Annotated in this window: 11 protein-coding genes; 9 read left to right on the top strand and 2 right to left on the bottom strand. The window is 69.9% G+C overall.

From position 1 onward, the window contains the following. Positions 1-81: 81 nt before the first annotated feature. Positions 82-666: a TerD family protein gene (locus tag H305_RS0123755; RefSeq protein WP_028802595.1), complete on the bottom strand. Its 585-nt coding sequence runs from the start codon at positions 664-666 to the stop codon at positions 82-84. A 356-nt stretch (positions 667-1,022) separates the two neighbouring features. Here H305_RS0123755 and H305_RS0123750 point away from each other — a divergent pair, with 356 nt between their 5' ends. The 8 genes from H305_RS0123750 (at position 1,023) to obgE (ending at position 11,764) form a co-directional block, all read left to right on the top strand. Beyond that, positions 1,023-2,222: a hypothetical protein gene (locus H305_RS0123750; RefSeq protein ID WP_028802594.1), complete on the top strand. Its 1,200-nt coding sequence runs from the start codon at positions 1,023-1,025 to the stop codon at positions 2,220-2,222. A 48-nt stretch (positions 2,223-2,270) separates the two neighbouring features. Continuing rightward, positions 2,271-3,047, top strand: a complete 777-nt coding sequence (locus H305_RS0123745; protein WP_028802593.1) for a TIGR03936 family radical SAM-associated protein — start codon at positions 2,271-2,273, stop codon at positions 3,045-3,047. A 261-nt stretch (positions 3,048-3,308) separates the two neighbouring features. After that, positions 3,309-7,358, top strand: coding sequence for an Rne/Rng family ribonuclease (locus tag H305_RS0123740; RefSeq protein WP_028802592.1), 4,050 nt, complete (start codon positions 3,309-3,311; stop codon positions 7,356-7,358). A gap of 178 nt (positions 7,359-7,536) precedes the next feature. Continuing rightward, a complete protein-coding gene (locus H305_RS0123735; protein WP_028802591.1) occupies positions 7,537-8,289 on the top strand; it encodes a sugar phosphate nucleotidyltransferase in 753 nt (250 codons plus the stop codon). Next, the gene (locus H305_RS0123730) at positions 8,277-9,356 is read left to right on the top strand and encodes an iron-containing alcohol dehydrogenase family protein (RefSeq protein ID WP_028802590.1); all 1,080 of its coding nucleotides are present in this window, start codon (positions 8,277-8,279) and stop codon (positions 9,354-9,356) included. Before H305_RS0123735 ends, H305_RS0123730 begins: the two co-directional genes overlap by 13 nt. Positions 9,357-9,542: 186 nt before the next feature. Beyond that, positions 9,543-9,863: a 50S ribosomal protein L21 gene (gene rplU, locus H305_RS0123725; protein ID WP_028802589.1), complete on the top strand. Its 321-nt coding sequence runs from the start codon at positions 9,543-9,545 to the stop codon at positions 9,861-9,863. 14 nt (positions 9,864-9,877) lie between these two features. After that, positions 9,878-10,132 carry a 50S ribosomal protein L27 gene (rpmA, locus tag H305_RS0123720; protein ID WP_028802588.1) on the top strand — a complete coding sequence of 85 codons (255 nt, stop codon included), beginning with the start codon at positions 9,878-9,880 and terminating at the stop codon, positions 10,130-10,132. Between the two features lie 195 nt (positions 10,133-10,327). After that, positions 10,328-11,764 carry a GTPase ObgE gene (obgE, locus tag H305_RS0123715; protein WP_028802587.1) on the top strand — a complete coding sequence of 479 codons (1,437 nt, stop codon included), beginning with the start codon at positions 10,328-10,330 and terminating at the stop codon, positions 11,762-11,764. Positions 11,765-11,849: 85 nt separating this feature from the next. On the opposite strand, the gene H305_RS0123710 is transcribed toward obgE, so the two are convergent. Then, positions 11,850-12,941, bottom strand: coding sequence for a hypothetical protein (locus tag H305_RS0123710; RefSeq protein ID WP_037765071.1), 1,092 nt, complete (start codon positions 12,939-12,941; stop codon positions 11,850-11,852). 408 nt (positions 12,942-13,349) lie between these two features. Between H305_RS0123710 and H305_RS46865 the strand changes: the two genes are divergently transcribed. Further along, a complete protein-coding gene (locus H305_RS46865; protein ID WP_051370875.1) occupies positions 13,350-19,814 on the top strand; it encodes an RHS repeat-associated core domain-containing protein in 6,465 nt (2,154 codons plus the stop codon). Positions 19,815-19,836 lie beyond the last annotated feature (22 nt).

The raw sequence follows: 19,836 nt of genomic DNA, 5'->3' as shown, positions 1-19,836 counted from the left end.
GGGTGCGGGCCGAGGGCCGGGGCCGGCCCCCGGGCCCGGATCACGTGTCGTCGCGGGAGCCGGGCCGAGGGGGGCCGCGTCCTACTTGCTGATGGCGAAGCGCATCAGGGCGTGCTCGTCGCCCTGCTTGATCTTGCCCGTCACGTTGATCACTTCCAGCTTCCAGCTCCCGCCGACCCGCACGGCCTTGGCCACGGCGCAGCCGTTGTCCTGCGTGAGCAGGCTCGGCCAGATGTCGGCGACCTGCTGGGTGCTGCCGCCGGTCGCGTCGTACACCTTGAAGCTGATGTTGCGCGCCTTCTGGAAGGAACTGCCCTTCTTGAACGCCGCCGCGACGAACACGATCGACGTGATCTGGGGCGGGATGCGCGAGAACTCGACGGTCACCGTCTCGTCGTCGCCCTCGCCGCGGCCGGTCTGGTTGTCGCCGCTGTGCACCAGTGAGCCGTTGCCCATGGGGTCCAGCGAGTCGAGGCCGGCCAGACGCACGGGGTCGGACCCCTGCATGGCGACGGCGATCAGGTCGAGGTCGGTGCCGGTCTTGCGGCGGAGTATGCCGACCACCCCGCCGCTGGCGCCGGCGGTGGGGTCCCAGGACGCCCCGATGGACAGATGGGTGACTCCGTCCAGGTCCGCAGGGCCGTCTTCCTTCGTGAGCGTAATCATGAATGGATCATCCTCTTGATGGCGGGACTGCGACACGCAAAGTGTGCCTGGAACTTCCGACGATCCACACAACTGGCCCGCGGGTTCCCGTTTCGCCCCCTTTGCGGAGCCCGATCGGTGTCAACCGCCGCTCGGAGGGGGCGACATGGCGGTCATGTCGCGGACGGGGAGGAGCCGCTCCCGGCGCCCATCGGGCCACGACGGCCCGGCACGCCGGACACGCACGGCGGATGACGCCCCCTCATGTCCCTTGCCCGTGTGGCTCCTGGGGGCGGGGCGGTGATCCGCGAGGGGCGTCGCGGCAGCGGATTGCCGGGGACCGCATCCATCCGGGCGCCTGACGCGTCTAGGCGGGTATGGAATGGGAGAAGACGCCTGCTGAGCGGCCCCCTGCACCGGCCCGAGGGCCGCAGCCCGAGGGGTGCCTCGCCGTCGCCATCCGCATTCCCGTACGGATCGTGGTGCTCGTCCTGGTCGTACCGGTGCGGATGGTGTGGGACGCGCTCGTCGTCGCCGGAAGGTTTCTGCGGGACACCGTGCTGCGCCCTCTGGGGCGGGCTCTCGCCTGGGCCGCGTGGGCCGTGTTCGTCTGGCCGTGGGTGACGCTGTGGCGGTACGCCCTCGTGCCGCTCGGCAGGGCGCTGGCCCGGCTCGGTCACGTGTTGCTCGTGGTGCCCGCGGTGTGGCTGTACCGCACGGTGCTGACACCCGTCGGGCACGCGATCGCCTGGGTGGCCCGGGGCGTGGGCGCGGCCGTCGCCTGGGTGGCCCGGGGCGTGGGCGCGGCCGTCGCCTGGGTCCTCGGCGGGATCGCGGCGGCGCTTGGCTGGGTCTACGCGCGGTTGCTCACCCCGGTCGGGCGGGCGATCGCCTGGCTGGTCAGGGGCGTCGGTCTGATCCTCGCCGCCGTGGGCCTCGGGCTGTACACCGCCGGCGCCTGGCTGGTCCGGCACCTCGTCGTGGTCCCGGCCCTGTGGCTGTACGAGTGGGTCCTCACCCCCGTAGGCAAGGGGATCGCCTGGCTGGGGGGCGGTCTCGTGTGGCTCGTACGGATGATCTTCATCGGCGTCGGTGCCGCGTTCTACTGGACGGGCCGCATCCTCCTGGTGCTGCCCGCGCTCGCGCTGTGGCGATGGGTGCTCGCGCCGGTCGGACGCGTGCTCGCCGTCATCGGCAGGGAGATCGGCGAGGCCCTCGTGCACGCCTGGCGCGTCGCCGGACACATCTCGCTCGCCGTCGGCCGGTTCCTCGCGAAAGTCCTGCGGTGGACGTTCGTGGAGCCGGTGCGCTGGGTGTACCGGACCCTGCTGACACCCGTCGGGCACGCCGTGCGGGACCTGGTGCTGCGGCCCGCGGCCGAGGCCGCACGCAGCGCCGGACGGGCCACCCGGCAGGCCCTGAGCGCCGCCCGGGACTCCGCCCGGCAGGCCCGCGCCGACTTCCGGCGGATGCTCTTCGGCCCGCCCCACGAGCCGCAGACCGTCGCCCGCCGGGAACCGACGGCCGGTGAGACACGTACTCTAGGTAGCAGTACGACCGCTCTCACGAAGGACTGAACGACACTGGGCAAGCGACAGCCCGAAGGCCCGCCGCCCGCACCCGCGGTGCAGCGCATCCGACTGCGCTACACCAAGCGCGGCCGCCTCCGGTTCACCAGCCACCGTGACTTCCAGCGCGCCTTCGAGCGTGCGCTGCGCCGAGCCGAGGTGCCCATGGCGTACTCGGCTGGGTTCACGCCGCACCCGAAGGTGTCGTACGCCAATGCCGCACCCACCGGCACCGGCAGTGAGGCGGAGTATCTGGAGATCGCGCTCACCGAGGCGCGTGACCCGGAAACCCTGCGTGTGCTCCTCGACGAGTCGCTGCCCGACGGGCTCGACATCATCGAGGCCGTCGAGGCCCGCACCCCGGGTCTCGCCGACCGGCTCACCGCCTCCGTGTGGGAGCTGCGCCTCGACGGCGTGGTTCCTCAGGAGGCGGAGCGTGCCGTCGGCGCCTTCCGCGCGGCCGGGACCGTCGAGGTCCAGCGCAGGACGAAGAACGGCATGCGGACCTTCGACGCCCGCGCCGCCGTCGCGAGCCTGGAGACGCACACCCCCCAGGCTGATAGGCCGACCGACCAGCCCTGTGCGATACTGCGGCTGGTTGTTCGGCACGTGACGCCTGCCGTTCGACCCGACGACGTCCTGTCCGGTCTCCGCGCCGTGGCCGACCTGGCGCCGCCGGTCCCCGCAGCGGTGACCAGGCTGGCGCAGGGGCTGTTCGATGAAGAGACCGGCACGGTGACCGACCCGCTCGCGCCCGACCGCGAGGCAGTCACGGCCGCCCCAGCCGATCGCTCCGGGGCCGCCCCATCTGCCGCCGCGAAGGCGCCGGCGTAAGGAAGGTCCCGCGTAAGGACGGACGTCGTAGCGCCGCCCTCGAATCCGGGAGCCACCTGGATCGGGCAGCGCACCGACCAGAAGACTTTCGCCAGGCCGTACGCACACATGGTGTACGGAACCGGCGAGACAGGACACAGAGAGCTCCCGTGCGGCGCCCGCGCCCCGGACGGCGGCACCGCGCATCGCGCGAGCCGCGGACGTCACCGGCATCGCCGGACCAGGCGCGGCGCCCGGGAGCCTGACGGGAGATCCACCCGCATGCTTGAGCCGACCGAACCCACTGAGCCCTCCACGGGCTCCGAGAACAACGACACCCCCAGCGACACCCTGCCGCCGCGGCGCCGCCGCCGCGCCGCGTCGCGCCCCGCGGGCCCGCCGGCCGCCGCCACCGAGGCCGCGGCCGAGACCACCGCTCCGGCCATACCGGCCCTCGCCTCGGCCGACGAACTCGCGGAGGAAGAGGCCGCCGAGGCCGTCGAGACCGAGCAGGCCGTCGCCGCGGAGACCCCGGCCGACACCGAGACCCCTGCCGACGAGGACACGGCCCCGCGTCGCACACGCCGCCGCGCCACCCGCCGGGCGTCCGCACCCGCCGGTGCGCCCGCGTCGGTGGAGGCGGCCGAGTCCGCCGAGACCGTGGTGCCCGCCGCCGAAACGGTGACCGCCGAGGTTGCGGCCGAGCCCGTGGCCGAGGCCCCGGCTCCCGTGGCGGAGGAAGCCGCGCCCGCCGGGCGCACGCGCCGTCGTGCGACCCGCCGCGCCACCGCACCCACCGCCGCGCCCAAGGAGACAGAGGCCGTCGTGACCGCCGAGGCCGAGGAGACGCCCGAGGCCGTGGAGCCCGCCGAGACCGCCGCGGCGCAGGTCACCGCCCCCGCCGAACCCGCCGCCGAGGCCGAGGAGGCCGCGCCCCGCCGCACCACGCGCCGACGCGCCACCCGCCGAGTCTCCGCGCCCGCCGCCACGCCCGAGGGCGAGGCCGTCGAGGAGCGCGCCGAGACGCCCGAGCCGGTAGCCGAGACCGCGCCCGCCGAGACCGCGCCGGCCACGGCCGCCGAGGTGACCGAGGGCGAGGCCGAGGAGGGCGGACCGCGCCGCACCCGCCGACGCGCCACCCGTAAGGCCGCCGGTGGCTTCTCCGCGCCCGCGCCGAAGGAGAAGGAGACCGACGAGAGCGGTCGGCGCCCGGCGCGTCCGGCCGTCGCCGTGTTCCAGGCGCCCGTGTTCGCCGAGCCGATGTTCCAGACCCCGGAGCGGGCCGCCGCCGCGGCTGCCGCCGAGGCCGCCGAGGCCGCGGAGGCGGCCGACGAATCCGCCGAGGAGGCTGCCGGGACCGAGGTCGCCGAAGCCGCCGAGGAGACCACCGGCGGACGCCGGCGCCGCCGTCGCCGGGCCGTCGAGGACGAGCCGGTGACCGTGCCGGCCGCCGTCGAGGCCGAGGAGGAGCCGGAGGAGGACGCCGAGTCGGCCGAGGAGGCCGTCGAGGGTGACGAGGGCGAGGAGGAGTCCGCGGGCTCCCGTCGCCGCCGCCGTCGTGGTGGCCGCCGTCGTCGTCGTGGCGAGTCCGCCGAGGCGGACGGCGAGTCCGCGGACGACGAGTTCGCGGCCGAACAGGCCGAACAGGCCGCGCAGGACGCCGAGGACACCGCCGAGCAGGTCGAGGAGGACGCCGAGGAGGCGGACGAGCGCGAGGAGGCGGTCGGTTCCGGCTCCAGCAGCAGCCGTCGCCGTCGTCGTCGCCGTCGTCGCGCCGGTGACTCCGGCGGCGAGGCCGAGCACGGCGAGAACGACCCTGAGCGCACCGTCGTGAAGGTCCGAGAGCCCCGCAAGAAGGACGAGCACCCGGTCGACGAGGTGCAGTCCATCAAGGGCTCGACCCGTCTGGAGGCGAAGAAGCAGCGCCGCCGCGAGGGCCGCGAGCAGGGCCGCCGCCGCGTCCCGATCATCACCGAGGCCGAGTTCCTGGCCCGCCGCGAAGCCGTCGAGCGCGTGATGGTCGTCCGCCAGAGCGGCGAGCGCACGCAGATCGGCGTCCTCGAGGACGACGTGCTCGTCGAGCACTACGTGAACAAGGAGCAGTCGACCTCGTACGTCGGCAACGTGTACCTCGGCAAGGTGCAGAACGTCCTGCCGTCGATGGAGGCCGCCTTCATCGACATCGGCAAGGGCCGCAACGCCGTCCTGTACGCGGGCGAGGTGAACTTCGAGGCGCTCGGCCTGGCCAACGGGCCGCGCCGCATCGAGACCGCGCTGAAGTCCGGCCAGTCCGTCCTCGTGCAGGTCACGAAGGACCCGATCGGCCACAAGGGCGCCCGCCTCACCAGCCAGGTCTCGCTGCCCGGCCGCTACTTGGTCTACGTGCCCGAGGGCTCGATGACCGGTATCAGCCGCAAGCTGCCCGACACCGAGCGCGCCCGGCTGAAGACCATCCTCAAGAAGATCGTCCCCGAGGACGCGGGCGTCATCGTGCGCACCGCCGCCGAGGGAGCGAGCGAGGACGAGCTGCGCCGTGACGTCGAACGGCTCCAGGCGCAGTGGGAAGACATCCAGAAGAAGGCGAAGAGCGGCAACGCCCCGACGCTGCTCTACGGCGAGCCGGACATGACCGTCCGCGTCGTCCGCGACATCTTCAACGAGGACTTCTCGAAGGTCGTCGTCAGCGGTGACGAGGCGTGGGAGACCATCCACGGCTACGTCTCCCACGTCGCGCCCGACCTGGCGGACCGGCTGTCGAAGTGGACCTCCGAGGTCGACGTGTTCGCCACGCACCGGATCGACGAGCAGCTGATGAAGGCGCTGGACCGCAAGGTCTGGCTGCCGAGCGGCGGTTCGCTGGTGATCGACAAGACCGAGGCCATGGTCGTGGTCGACGTCAACACCGGCAAGTTCACCGGTCAGGGCGGCAACCTCGAAGAGACCGTGACCAGGAACAACCTGGAGGCGGCCGAGGAGATCGTGCGCCAGCTGCGGCTGCGCGACCTGGGCGGCATCGTCGTCATCGACTTCATCGACATGGTCCTGGAGTCCAACCGCGACCTGGTGCTGCGGCGCCTGCTGGAGTGCCTGGGCCGCGACCGCACCAAGCACCAGGTGGCCGAGGTCACCTCGCTGGGTCTGGTGCAGATGACGCGCAAGCGTGTCGGCCAGGGTCTGCTGGAGTCCTTCTCCGAGACCTGCGTCCACTGCAACGGCCGCGGTGTCATCGTGCACATGGAGCAGCCGGCCTCCGTCGGCGGCGGAGGCAAGCGCAAGAAGCGCGGCCGCGGCGATGCCGAGCAGCCGCACGAGCACGAGGCCGTCGTCGCGGAGACCACCGAGGCGGCCGAGACCGTCGAGGCGGAGACCGAGGCCGAGGTGGCCGCCGAGGCCGCGGCGCCCGCCGCGCTGCCCGCACCCGAGTTCGCCCTGGACGAGGAGCTGTACAGCAGCGCCGCCGAGGCCGAAGCCGCCGCGGGCCGGGGCCGTTCGCGCCGCCGGGCCACCCGGCGGGCGTCCGCTCCGGCGGGTGCGCCGCGGGCGGAGGGGCGTCCCTCGAAGCGCGCGGAGCGTGCCGAGCGGGCCGCCAAGTCGCGTGAGGCCGCAGAGTCCGAGCCGGTCGCCGTCGAGGACCCGGTCGTCGAGGCGCCGCAGGAACTCGTCGCCGAGGCCGCCGAGGCCCCTGCGGTCACCGAGGCCCCTGCGGTCACCGAGGCTCCGGTGGTCACCGAAGCCGCCGTCGTGGAGGCCGTCCAGGACGAGGCCGCGCCCAAGGGCCGTACGCGCCGTCGTGCCACCCGCAAGGTGTCGGCCCCGGCCGGTTCGCCGAAGGCCTCCGAGGAGGCCGTGGTGACGGTCGCGGCGCCCGTGGCCGAGCCGGAGGCGGCTGCCGAGCCGCAGCCCGAGCCCGTGGCGGAGACCGCCGCCGAGGCGCCCGCGGAGAGCGCCGCCCCGGCGCGTCCGCGCCGCCGCGCCGTCCGCAAGGCCACCGCGCCCGCCGCGTCCCAGGAGGCGGCCGTCGTGGTCGTCCCGTCGGCCGCGGCCCCCGCGAAGGAGACGGCCGGCACCGCCGAGGCGGTGGTCGAGGAGACCGAGGCCGAGGAGGCCGAGGCTCCGGCCGCCGCCAAGAAGGCGGCGGCGCGCAAGACGGCCAAGAAGGCGACGGCGAAGAAGGCCGCCACCAAGAAGACGGCGGCCAAGAAGACGGCCGCCAAGAAGGCCACGGCCAAGAAGGCGACCGCGAAGAAGGCCGCCACCAAGGCCACGACGAAGAAGACGGCCGCGGCGGAGCAGACCCTGTCCGCCGTCTCGGCTTCGGCCGACGAGGGCTGAAGCAGTCGCTGACGCGGTGTGGTCCTGCCCACTCCGGGCAGGACCACACCGTTTCCCGCAGGACCGAGCCACTGTGCGATGGACCGCGCTCGTTCAGACACGTTTGGACAGCTGTGAGGCGGGGCGCACGACACCGCGCAACCTCGGTGGAATGTCCGCAAGCAAGGAGAGAATCGCGATGATAGGCCTCGTGTTGGCGGCCGGCGCCGGGCGGCGTCTGCGCCCCTACACCGATAATCTGCCCAAGGCGCTGGTGCCGGTGGGAACGGAGGACGGATCGGACAGCCTGACCGTGCTCGACCTCACCCTCGGCAACTTCGCCGAGATCGGCCTGACCGAGGTCGGCATCATCGTCGGTTACCGCAAGGAAGCCGTGTACGAGCGACAGGCGGCCCTTGAGGAGAAGTACGGCCTCAAGCTCACCCTCATCGACAACGACAAGGCCGAGGAGTGGAACAACGCCTACTCCCTGTGGTGCGGTCGTGACGCCCTCAAGGACGGTGTGATCCTCGCCAACGGCGACACCGTGCACCCGGTCTCCGTCGAGCGGACGCTGCTCGCCGCCCGCGGCGACGGCAAGAGGATCATCCTCGCCCTCGACACGGTGAAGAAGCTCGCCGACGAGGAGATGAAGGTCGTCGTGCACCCCGACAAGGGCGTGCAGAAGATCACCAAGCTCATGGAGCCGTCCGAGGCCACCGGCGAGTACATCGGTGTCACCCTCATCGAGGGCGAGGCCGCCGCGGAGCTCGCCGACGCCCTGAAGACGGTGTGGGAGAAGGACCCGCAGCAGTTCTACGAGCACGGCTACCAGGAGCTCGTCAACCGCGGCTTCAAGATCGATGTCGCCCCGATCGGTGACGTCGAGTGGGTCGAGATCGACAACCACGACGACCTCGCCAGGGGACGTGAGATCGCGTGCCAGTACTGACGAGGCTCATCCCCTCGCCGGTCGTCGTCGACATCCGTCCCGGTGTCCTGGACGACCTGGCGGCCGTGCTCTTCGACGAGCGTATCTCGCACTCTGGGAAGATCGCTGTCGCGGTCAGCAACGGCTCCGGTGCCAGGCTGCGTGAGCGCCTTGCCCCGACCCTGCCCGGCGCGACCTGGTACGAGGTCGGCGGCGGCACCATCGACGACGCCGTGCGGCTGGCCGACGAGATGAAGTCGGGCCGTTACGACGCGGTCGTCGGGCTCGGCGGCGGCAAAGTCATCGACTGCGCGAAGTACTGCGCGGCGCGTATCGGCCTGCCTATGGTCGCCGTCGCCACCAACCTCTCTCATGACGGCATCTGCTCGCCCGTGTCCATCCTGGACAACGACGCGGGCCGTGGCTCCTACGGCGTGCCGACACCCATCGCGCTCCTCATCGACCTCACGGTGATACGCGAGGCGCCGGTCCGCTTCGTGCGTTCCGGCATCGGCGACGTGGTGTCCAACATCTCCGCGGTCGCGGACTGGGAGCTGGCCAACCGTGTCAACGGTGAGAAGGTCGACGGTCTTGCCGCCGCGATGGCACGGCAGGCGGGCGAGGCCGTGCTGCGGCACCCGGGCGGCTGTGGCGACGACGGGTTCCTGACCGTGCTGTCGGAGGGGCTGGTGCTGTCCGGTATCGCCATGTCGATCGCTGGGCACACCCGGCCTTCGTCCGGGGCCTGCCACGAGATCAGCCACGCTCTCGATCTGCTGTATCCCAAGCGCACGGCGAGCCACGGCGAGCAGGTGGGGCTCGGCGCGGCCTTCGCCATGCACCTGCGGGGCGATCATGACGGGTCCAAGCTGATGGCCGGCGCACTCCGTCGGCACGGGCTGCCGGTGCTGGCGGAGGAGATCGGGTTCAGCGACGACGAGTTCGTCCGGGCCGTGGAGTTCGCCCCGGAGACCCGGCCCGGCCGCTTCACAGTCCTGGAACACCTGGATCTGTCACCGACACGGATCAAGGAGGCGTACGCCGACTACGTCGCGGCGATCGCCGGGTGGGACGGAGGCCCGGTTTGACCCCGGTGGGGAGGGTCTCGTAACCTTGACCGTCGGCGTGTCCACTGATGCGCCGCATCCCCGTAAACCTCTTCCTCCCGGAAACAGGCGCGTTTCACGCGTCCTGCGCTCCGGTAGAGGCCGCTCGTGCGTGCGTGCCAGCGGCTGGACTGCGGGGATTCCGTTCCGAGCGAGAGAGAGATCCGCGTGTACGCCATCGTGCGCAGCGGTGGTCGCCAGCACAAGGTTGCTGTCGGCGACATCGTTGAGGTTGACAAGATTTCCACTGCCAAGGTTGGCGACACGGTCGAGCTCTCGACCCTGCTCGTTGTCGACGGTGACGCCGTGACCAGCGACCCGTGGGTGCTGGCCGGTATCAAGGTCCAGGCCGAGGTCGTGGACCACCACAAGGGCGCGAAGATCGACATCCTTCGCTACAAGAACAAGACCGGCTACCGCCGTCGTCAGGGCCACCGCCAGCAGTACACGGCGATCAAGGTCACTGAGATCCCCGCGGCTGCGAAGTAAGGGACTGAGGAGAGATGGCACACAAGAAGGGCGCATCGTCCACTCGGAACGGTCGCGACTCCAATGCTCAGCGGCTCGGCGTGAAGCGCTTCGGCGGTCAGGTCGTCAACGCCGGTGAGATCCTGGTCCGCCAGCGCGGTACCCACTTCCACCCGGGCAACGGCGTCGGCCGTGGCAAGGACGACACGCTGTTCGCCCTTGACGCCGGTGCGGTGGAGTTCGGTACCCACCGTGGCCGCAAGGTCGTGAACATCGTTCCGGTCGCCTGATCCAGTCCCTTTAGGACGCAGGCTCCGCGGAACAGAGTTCTTCGCGAGGCGGACCTCACTTCCCGGTCGGGAAGGCGGGTCCGCCTTTCGCGTGTTAGGCAAGAGACATTCCGTACGGAAGGCAACTCCGTACGCGTCCGTACGGAAGACATTTCCGTACGCCACCGAAGTAACCGAAGTGCTGGAGGCACCCCCATGACCACCTTCGTGGACCGCGTCGAGCTGCACGTCGCCGCGGGTAACGGAGGCCACGGCTGTGCCTCCGTTCACCGGGAGAAGTTCAAGCCGCTCGGCGGCCCCGACGGCGGCAACGGCGGCCGTGGCGGTGACGTGATGCTGGTCGTCGACCAGTCGATCACCACGCTGCTCGACTACCACCACAAGCCGCACCGCAGCGCCACCAACGGCAAGCCCGGCGAGGGCGGCAACCGTTCCGGCAAGGACGGCCAGGACCTGATCCTGCCGGTCCCGGACGGCACGGTGGTGCTCGACAGGGCGGGCAATGTGCTCGCGGACCTCGTGGGCCACGGCACGTCGTACGTCGCCGCCCAGGGCGGGCGTGGCGGCCTCGGCAACGCGGCGCTGTCCTCGGCCCGCCGCAAGGCGCCCGGCTTCGCGCTGCTCGGTGTGCCCGGTGATCTGCAGGACATCGTCCTGGAGCTGAAGACGGTCGCGGACGTGGCGCTCGTCGGCTACCCGAGCGCCGGCAAGTCCTCGCTGATCTCGGTCCTGTCGGCCGCCAAGCCGAAGATCGCGGACTACCCCTTCACGACCCTCGTCCCGAACCTGGGCGTGGTGACGGCGGGCGAGACCGTCTACACGATCGCGGACGTCCCCGGCCTCATTCCCGGCGCGAGCCAGGGCAAGGGCCTCGGCCTGGAGTTCCTGCGCCATGTGGAGCGCTGCAGCGTGCTGGTCCACGTCCTGGACACGGCCACCCTGGAGTCCGAACGTGACCCCGTCTCCGACCTCGACGTCATCGAGGAGGAGCTGAAGCAGTACGGCGGCCTCGGCAACCGGCCGCGGCTCGTCGTCCTCAACAAGATCGACGTACCGGACGGCAAGGACCTGGCCGAGATGGTCCGCCCCGACCTGGAGGCGCGCGGCTACCGCGTCTTCGAAGCGTCCGCGGTCGCGCACATGGGCCTCAAGGAGCTGTCCTTCGCGCTCGCCGACCTGGTCGGGCGGGCGCGTGCCGCCAAGCCCAAGGAGGAGGCGACCCGGATCGTCATCCGCCCGAAGGCGGTCGACGACGCCGGCTTCACGGTGGTCCAGGAGGAGGACGGCCTCTTCCGCGTGCGCGGCGAGAAGCCCGAACGCTGGGTCCGCCAGACCGACTTCAACAACGACGAGGCCGTCGGTTACCTCGCCGACCGGCTCGCCCGTCTCGGCGTCGAGGAAGAGCTGATGAAGGCGGGCGCCAGGGCGGGTGACGGCGTCGCCATCGGGCCCGAGGAGAACGCGGTCGTCTTCGACTGGGAGCCCACCGTCATGGCCGGCGCGGAGATGCTCGGCCGCCGCGGCGAGGACCACCGCTTCGACGCTCCCCGCCCCGCCGCCCAGCGCCGCCGCGACAAGCAGGCGGAACGGGACGACGCGGACACGGAGTTCGACGGGTTCGAGCCGTTTTAGCTCGGGCCCTTCCGGACGGCACTGCTTCAAGGGCGTCCTTGATCCGACAGCGGTCGGACCAAGGACGCCCTTGCCGCGTCCGACGTCAGATCAGGACGCTCTTGTAGTAGATGCTGGCCTTCTTCCGGCTGTCCGTAGTGGAGGTCTCGGAGGCGAAGCCGCTGCACAGGCGTACGGCAGTCGGGTTGTTGGGGTCGGGGACCTGGATGGCCATGCCCTCCGGTTCCCGGTAGAGGAGGGTGTACGCCGCCTTGGTGAGCTTCTGCTCGACCAGGGTTCCGGTGTTCCAGTCGACGCTGGTGATGTAGGTGTTGCCGTCGGGGGAGACGGAACCGGCGGTGCCGTAGGCGGATCCGGCCAGGAGGTAGAGGTAGCTGCCGTAGCTGGCGAAGCCCTGGAAGGTGTCGGTGTATCCGGGCTGGAGGTCGGCGGGCTGGGCGACATCCGCGAGGGCGGTGCGGGAGCCGCTCTTGAAGGCGACGAGGTCGTAGAGCCGGTAGCGGAAGGCGCCGCTGATGCGATGGCGCACGGCGAGGCGCTGGTTGACGGGGTCGAGGGCGACCGTGGTGCGGTCGACACCGGATTCCAGGCTGTACTGGGTGATCGCCGGGGAATTCGGTGTCAGGACGGTGCCGTTTGCGAATTTGAAGCGGGCCAGCTTGCTGCCCCAGCCGGTGTAGGTGCCGTCGGAATTCTGGGTGCGCACGGAGCTGGTCTCGGTCCACAGATAGCTGGCGGTGCTGGTGGATTCGACGCCGATTTGCACGCCGTGCCCGAAGCCGAGCAGGTACATGGTGCCCAGAATTCGCCCGGAGGTGTCGAGGCGGGTCAGGCACAAATCGCCGTTGGCCTCGCGCTCGGCGCCTGTGTAGGTCTGCGATTCGCCGGGGAGCTTCAGGCCGCCGTCCACCAGCTGGACCGTGAAGAGATGACCCTTTGCGTTGTCGAATGCAAAAGACTGGAGCACGCGCGTGCCGCTCAGGCCGATCTCGCGCAGCAACTGGTCGGACGCGGCGGTGAGGTCGAATCGCTTGGTGGCCGTCACGGACCCCGCGTCCGTCTCCGACGTGCGCGAGGTACGTGCGACTCCCCGTGCCGAGGCGATGGCGATCGCCGGAACAGCGGCCACGCCGACGGCAGCCCCCGCCATTCTCAGTATCTGCCTGCGGTCGAGCATGATATTCAAAGCCCCTTAAAAAAGAAGAGTGCCTTTATTTGTACCCCTGCATACAAAAAGGACATTTCAGTCCGAAGGGGCTCCCGAACTTGGTTTTGGCGGGTCATTAAAGCATTCGGGAACCGCGCTGGGTAGCGAGTCTCTTTCGTGTTCGACGGTTGCCTGGACGTGCTGGAAATTTATCCCGTCTTTATTGCCGGTTGCCCGATTGGGGCGATTCGTTGATGTTGGTTTAGTGGATCTCCTCGGCTAGCCTCGCGCCGCAAGTGTGTTCGCCCTGCGTTGGCACTGTGTTGCCCGTGCCGATGCGAACAGCACTGTGTATGCCCGATTTCCGGGTTTCTGTGCGCGTGTGGTGCAAGGGGTGGGGTTATGGGGCGGTCGTTCAGACGTGGCTTCGTCGCGTCAGTGTCCAGCGCGTTGCTCTGCGGGCTGATGTCCGCGCCGGCGTTCGCCGCCGTCGTGGACGCGGCCAAGCCGAAGGACAGGACCGTCAGCGTGCCGGCGCGTGCCGCGCAGGGCGTGCCCCGTCAGGAGGCCGAGTCGACCCAGACCAGGCCGCGGTCGACGAGTTGGCCCAAGCGCGCCGAGGCCCGTGTCGATCTGAGCCGGGCCACCCCGGGCAACGCGCTTGCTGTGGCGCCGTCGGGTGCTGTGGTTGACGCCGACGGCACGAGCAAGGCGGCCAAGTCCGCTGCGGTGTCGGTGCAGAAGCCCACCGCTGCGCAGATCATCGCGGCGGGCACGCCTCCGCAGGCGGAGTTCGGGAACCGGAAGAAGGGTGCCAAGTCGGGTGCCGCCTCCGGCAACGGAAGCCGCCTGGCGCCTTCGGCTCCGGCGCCGCAGAGCGTGGACGTCGAGGTGCTCGACCGGGCGAAGGTGAAGCCGGTCGGCGGCATCGGGATGGGCCTGCGCGTCACCCGTACCGACAGCAAGCCCGCCCCCGGACCGGTGCGCGTCTCCATCGACTACTCGACGTTCAAGTACGCCTACGGCGGCGACTTCGCCGCCCGGCTGCGTCTGGTCCAGATGCCCGCCTGTGCGCTCACCACCCCGAAGAAGCAGGGCTGTTCACCCGACACCAGGCGCTTCGTGCAGAGCGACAACGACGTCAGGTCGGGCACGCTCTCCGCGACGGTGTTCGCCGACGCCGACCCCTTTGCGACGGCCACCGCCGACAAGGCCCCGCTGCTCAGCAGCAGCACGGCGGCCGACGCCACCGGCGCCACCGTGCTGGCGGTGACCTCCGGATCGTCGTCGGACCAGGGCGACTACCGCGCTTCCACGCTGAGCCCGACGGGTTCGTGGGCGGTGTCCACCGGTTCCGGTGCGTTCACGTACAGCATGCCGGTCCAGCTGCCGAAGGCCCCCTTCGGCGCGACCCCGTCGCTGTCGCTGTCGTACAACTCCCAGTCCGTGGACGGGCGTACGTCCGCCACGAACAACCAGGCGTCCTGGGCCGGCATGGGCTGGGACCTCGACGTCGGCTTCATCGAGCGCCGCTACAAGAACTGCTCGCAGGACGGCCTGCCGCAGATCGGCGACATGTGCTGGGACTCGCCGAACTCGGCGAAGGAACCCGACGGCGCGATGTACTCGATCAGCCTCAACGGCGTTTCCTCGCAGCTGGTCCAGGACGGCACCGGCACGGGTTCCTATCACGTGCAGGACGATCCGGGCTGGCGCGTGCAGCACTTGACGGGCGGTCACGGCAGCGACGACGAGTACTGGGCGATCTCCGACCAGGACGGCATGCGCTACTACTTCGGCTGGGGCCGCAGCGAGCGCAACAGCGCCGCGACCGATTCGGTGTACACCGAGCCGGTGGTCGGCAACAACGACGGCGAGCCGTGTCACAGCCAGTTCCCCGAACCGTGCACGCAGGCGTGGCGCTGGAACCTGGACCGGGTGGTGGACCCGAACGAGGTGGAGAACGCCTACTTCTACGACAAGCAGCAGAACCACTACCGCTCGGTCGCCAACGCCGACAAGGCGCGCCTGTACGACGCGGGTGGCTATCTGACGCGGATCGAGTACGGGTGGGCGTCGCAGCTCACCGGCGCCAAGCTGCCCGCGAAGGTCGAACTCACCCATGTGGGCCGGTGCGTGGAGCGCATGTCGGAGACGGACCCGCTGGGGGACGAGCCGAAGGCGTGCCCGGGTATCTCGTCCAACCCGGACTCGTATCCGGATGTGCCGACGGACCTGATGTGTGACGGCAGCGCGGCCGACAACAACTGCGCGGGCATGACGTACTACCCGACGTTCTTCACCACGGACATGCTGTGGGACATCAAGACGTTCGTCAGCGACGACGGCGGTACGACGTGGGATCCGGCGATGCAGTACCAGACCAAGCACGGTCTGCCGAACCCGGACGGCACGGTCGGCAAGACGCTGTGGCTGGACTACATCCAGCGCAAGGGGTACGGCGACGGGCCCGACCTGCGCCTGCCGGTGATCAATTTCAATGGTGAGTGGAAGGACAACCAAGTCGGCGCCAGCCTGCTCAACTTCCGCCGGATCACCAAGATCTACGGGGATCTCGGTGCGGTGACGAGCGTGACCTACGGTCAGCCGGACGCCTGCGACATCAACAGCCTGCCCAGTCAGTCCTCCAACACCCAGTTGTGCTTCTGGCAGAAGTGGACCCCCGAGGGGGCGACGGACGCAGAGACGGGCTGGTTCAAGAAGTACCTGGTCACCCAGGTGTCGGTGGACCCCGGAGTGGGCCAGGGCGCGAACAGCGACGGCGATCCGACGATGACGACGAGCTACGAGTACCACGGCGGCGCCGGCTGGCGGTTCACCAACGACCCGCTGACCAAGGACGAGGACGAGACCTGGTCGGAGTGGGTCGGCTATCCGCAGGTCGAGGTCTTCACCGGCACCAAGTCCAACTCGGCGTCCACGTACTACTGGTTGTACCGGGGCCTGGACGGTGACCGCACCTCCAAGACCGACTCCTCGCTGACCCGCAGCGTCAAGGTCACCGACGGCTTCGGCACCGACTGGACGGACTCGGCCTGGCTGGCGGGCAAGTCGCTGGAGACCAGCAAGCGCGACGGCGACGGCCAGTCGCACGAGCGGGTACTGAAGGAGTACTGGGTCCACGACACGGCCGTGTACGACGGCCTGCCCGACGCCCGCTTCGTCCGCGACAGCAAGACCACCACCACGTCGCTGACGTCCACCGGCTGGCGCGAGCACACCGTGAAGGACGAGTACGACGACACGTCCTCCACCAGCACCACCTACGGTCTGCCGCTGCGCACCAACGACTGGGGCCTGTCGTCCTTCGACGACAACCGCTGCACCACCTACGGCCGCGCGTACAGCACCGCCAACTTCCCCGGCTCCGACGTCAAGCGGTGGATGGTGGTGGAGGACGAGCGCCGCCACTACGCCGCCGACTGCGCCTCGCGCGACTCGGCGAACCAGGACTCGTTCACCGAGACCTTCTACGACAAGTCCACGTCCGTCGCCGGCAACGACGCGACGCTGAGCGACGGCAACCCCACCGAGGTGCGCACGTACACGGCGTCGGGCGCGTTCCGGTCCAACAAATCGGACTACGACACCGCCGGCCGGGTCGTCGCGACGTACGACGGCAAGAACGCCAAGACCACGACCACCTACTCGCCGAACACGACCTGGCCCTATGACGGTGTGAAGGTCACCACCCCGACACCGAGCGGTGGTTCGGCGATGTCGACGACCACCTGGTCGTCGCGGCTGTGGGGAACGCCGTACATGATCCTCGATCCGAACGGCAGGACCGCGCGGATCGTGCACGACTCGGTGGGCCGCTTCAGCCAGGTCTTCAAGCCGACCGAGATCGCCAACTACCCTTCCGGCACCCCGTCGATGCAGTTCTCCTACAGCATCCCGACCGCCACCAACAGCGACGGCGTGCCCGACACGGTCACCGGCGCCCCCAAGGTGACCAGCGGTGTCCTTCAGTCGGGGACCATGTTCCTGAACACCTACGAGTACGCCGACGGTCTGGGCCGAACCCGGGAGAAGCAGTCGACGGCGCCCGACGGTTCCGGCCGCACCGTGGTGTCCACGCGCTACGACACCTCCGGCAACGTGACCGGCACGTCGGCGAGTTTCTACAACTCCGGTGCGGCGGGCTCCGGCATGGTGCTGCCGACCGTCGCCGACCTGCCCTCGTACACGGATCTGCTGATCGACTGGGCGGGCCGCACGACCGGCTCGCAGATCCTCGTCAACGAGCAGCCCCAGGCGGTCAGTCAGAGCCGCACGTACTACTTCGGCGACTACACGCAGACGGTTCCGGCGGCCGGTGAGCGCAAGGAGACCTACTACAACGTCTTCGGGGAGACCACGCAGGTCGTCGAGCACGGACCGGGCGGTCCCGCGTCCACCTCGTACGCGTACTACCGCAGCGGCAAGCTGAAGACGATCACCGACGACAAGAAGAACACCACCGACTTCACCTACAACTGGCTCGGCGACCGACTGACGGTGGACGACCCGGACGCCGGGAAGTCCTCCAGCACCTACGACGACAACGGTCAGCTCCTGACCACTACCGACGCCAACAACGCGACGCTGACCTACGAATACGACGCGCTTCAGCGCAACACCTACCTCAAGCAGGGCTCGACGGTCCTGACGCAGCTGACGTACGACACCGCGACCGGCGGCAAGGGACAGCTCGCCTCGTCCACCACCTACGCCAACGGCAAGGCGTACACGGAGGCCATCACCGGCTACGACGCCCGCGGGCGCGTACTGGGCAAGTCGACCACGATCCCCGACGACGGCTCCGGTCTCGCCGACACCTACTCCGTGGGGTACGGCTATGACTCGGCCGACCACATGACGTCGGTGGCCTACCCGGCGATGGGTAACCTGCCCGCGGAGACGGTGACCACCACCTACACCGCGCAGGGCATGCCGAACAAGGTCTCCAGCCCCCTCGCCACCTACCAGTCGTCCATCGGCTTCGACCGGCTGGGCCGCCTCGACTCCCGTGCGTACGGGGCGAGCGGCGGATCCGACGCCACGGTCAGCCGCGCCTACACCTACAACGACGGTGACGGTACGGGCCTGCTGGCGAACGCGAAGACGACGGTGACCGCGGGCTCCACCACCAAGGTGGGCCAGGACGACACCTTCTCCCGCGACCTCGGCGGCCAGCTCACCGGCGTCCTGGACGGGGTGACCGGGCAGAGCGAGTGCTACACCTACGACGAGCTGAACCGGGTGACCCGGGCGTGGACCACCCAGGCCACGGGTGGCTGTTCGGGCGCGGCGACGCCCGACCTGACCAGCTCGCTCGACCCGTACGACACGACGTACACCTATGACTCGATCGGCAACATCCAGTCCGTCAAGGACACGACGGCGTCCGGCACCACGACCAAGGACTACAACTACCCCGGCTACAGCGCGGACGAGTCCACCTACACCCCGGAGCAGGCGCACCCGCACGCGGTGACCAAGGCCGGCTCCGACTCCTTCGGCTACAACGCGGCGGGGCAGATGAACTCCCGCACGGTCAACGGCGTCACCTCCGACCTGGTGTGGAACGCCCAGAACCGAGTCACCAAGATCACCCAGAAGAAGACCGGCGGCGACGAGGTGTCCGGGTACGTCTACGACGCCGAGGGCAATGTGCTGCTGCGGACGTCGAAGACCGAGAACGTGGCCTATGTAGAGGGCCACGAGATCCACAAGGTGGGCAGCGCCGCGGCGAGGGCCACCCGGTTCTACACCGCGGCGGGCACCACGGTGGCCATGCGCGTGGACGACGGCTCCGCCAACGGCAAGCTGACCTGGCTGCTGGGCGACAGCCAGGCCTCCACCACCCTGCTCATCACCATGGGCGGAGTGATCACCCGGCGCCGCTACACGCCGTTCGGCAAACAGCGCAACACCGGTGGCAGCCTGCCCGACGGCCTCGACCGGGGCTTCCTCGGCAAGGCGGAGGACGACAGCACGTCGCTGTCGCTCCTCGGGGCGCGCATGTACGATCCGTCGCTAGGCCGGTTCATCAGCCCCGACGAGCTGAGTACGCCGTACGAGCCGCAGAACCTGTCGGCGTACAGCTACGCCCAGAACAACCCCCTGACCTACAACGACCCGACGGGCCTGGGCCTCGCTTGCGGCAAGGAGTTCGGGGTATCCTGCCCGACCAACGACAAGAACGGTGACGGCGTCCCGGACAACTCCACGTCGAGCCCCAGCCCCACGCCCTCCCCGTCGCCCGGCCCGCCGCCGCCGGGATACGGCACGGGCACGAGCACCGGCGGGACCCCCGTGTCGGGCGAGGGCTGGCTCCCGAAGCTGTGGGACCTCGCGGGGAAGCTGGCCGCGGCCGCCAAGCGCCGGGCCGAGCTGGTGCGCATGCTGACCGGGAAGTACCACATCGAGAACGACCTCAACGGCGCCAACGCACAGGCCATCTCGTTCCACATGGCCAGAGGAGGCAAGTGCGAGGCCGCTTCGAGCCAAGTCCTCTGCTACAGCCACTCACCTGGCGGCGACCAGCCCATGACGGTCGGAGACGTCCTGTTCCTGCCGCACGACCGGAACTACTACAAGGGGAAGGGCGGGTACTTCGAGCAGGAGGCCGAGGACCGGAAGGACCTGGCGGCCGCCAAGGGCCAGAAGTACGCCGACAAGTACGCCCCCGACCTGCTGAAGCACGAGGCGGTCCACTCCACTCAGTGGGCTCGCTACTCTAATTCCCTGGATTTCGAGGCGGACTACGGAGTGCAGGCCGCCAAGTCGAGGATCCAGTACGGGAACAACTACGACGGGAACGCCTTCGAGGTCGAGGCCAACCTCTATCGGGGCAGGTACCATTGCGACACTTCCATCGTCCTTCGCACCTGCTGAGGCGTAAGGCGACTGTGCTGGT

This window comes from Streptomyces sp. 142MFCol3.1 (assembly GCF_000424945.1).
GTDB lineage: Bacteria > Actinomycetota > Actinomycetes > Streptomycetales > Streptomycetaceae > Streptomyces > Streptomyces siamensis.
Note: the sequence above shows the minus strand (reverse complement) of the source record. Positions and strands in the feature narration are given on the sequence as shown.

Coding starts and splice junctions, on each gene's coding strand:
- H305_RS0123755 (WP_028802595.1), bottom strand. CDS start 666: ATGATTACGCTCACGAAGGAAGACGGCCCTGCGGACCTGGACGGAGTC.
- H305_RS0123750 (WP_028802594.1), top strand. CDS start 1,023: ATGGAATGGGAGAAGACGCCTGCTGAGCGGCCCCCTGCACCGGCCCGA.
- H305_RS0123740 (WP_028802592.1), top strand. CDS start 3,309: ATGCTTGAGCCGACCGAACCCACTGAGCCCTCCACGGGCTCCGAGAAC.
- H305_RS0123735 (WP_028802591.1), top strand. CDS start 7,537: ATGATAGGCCTCGTGTTGGCGGCCGGCGCCGGGCGGCGTCTGCGCCCC.
- rpmA (WP_028802588.1), top strand. CDS start 9,878: ATGGCACACAAGAAGGGCGCATCGTCCACTCGGAACGGTCGCGACTCC.
- obgE (WP_028802587.1), top strand. CDS start 10,328: ATGACCACCTTCGTGGACCGCGTCGAGCTGCACGTCGCCGCGGGTAAC.
- H305_RS0123710 (WP_037765071.1), bottom strand. CDS start 12,941: ATGCTCGACCGCAGGCAGATACTGAGAATGGCGGGGGCTGCCGTCGGC.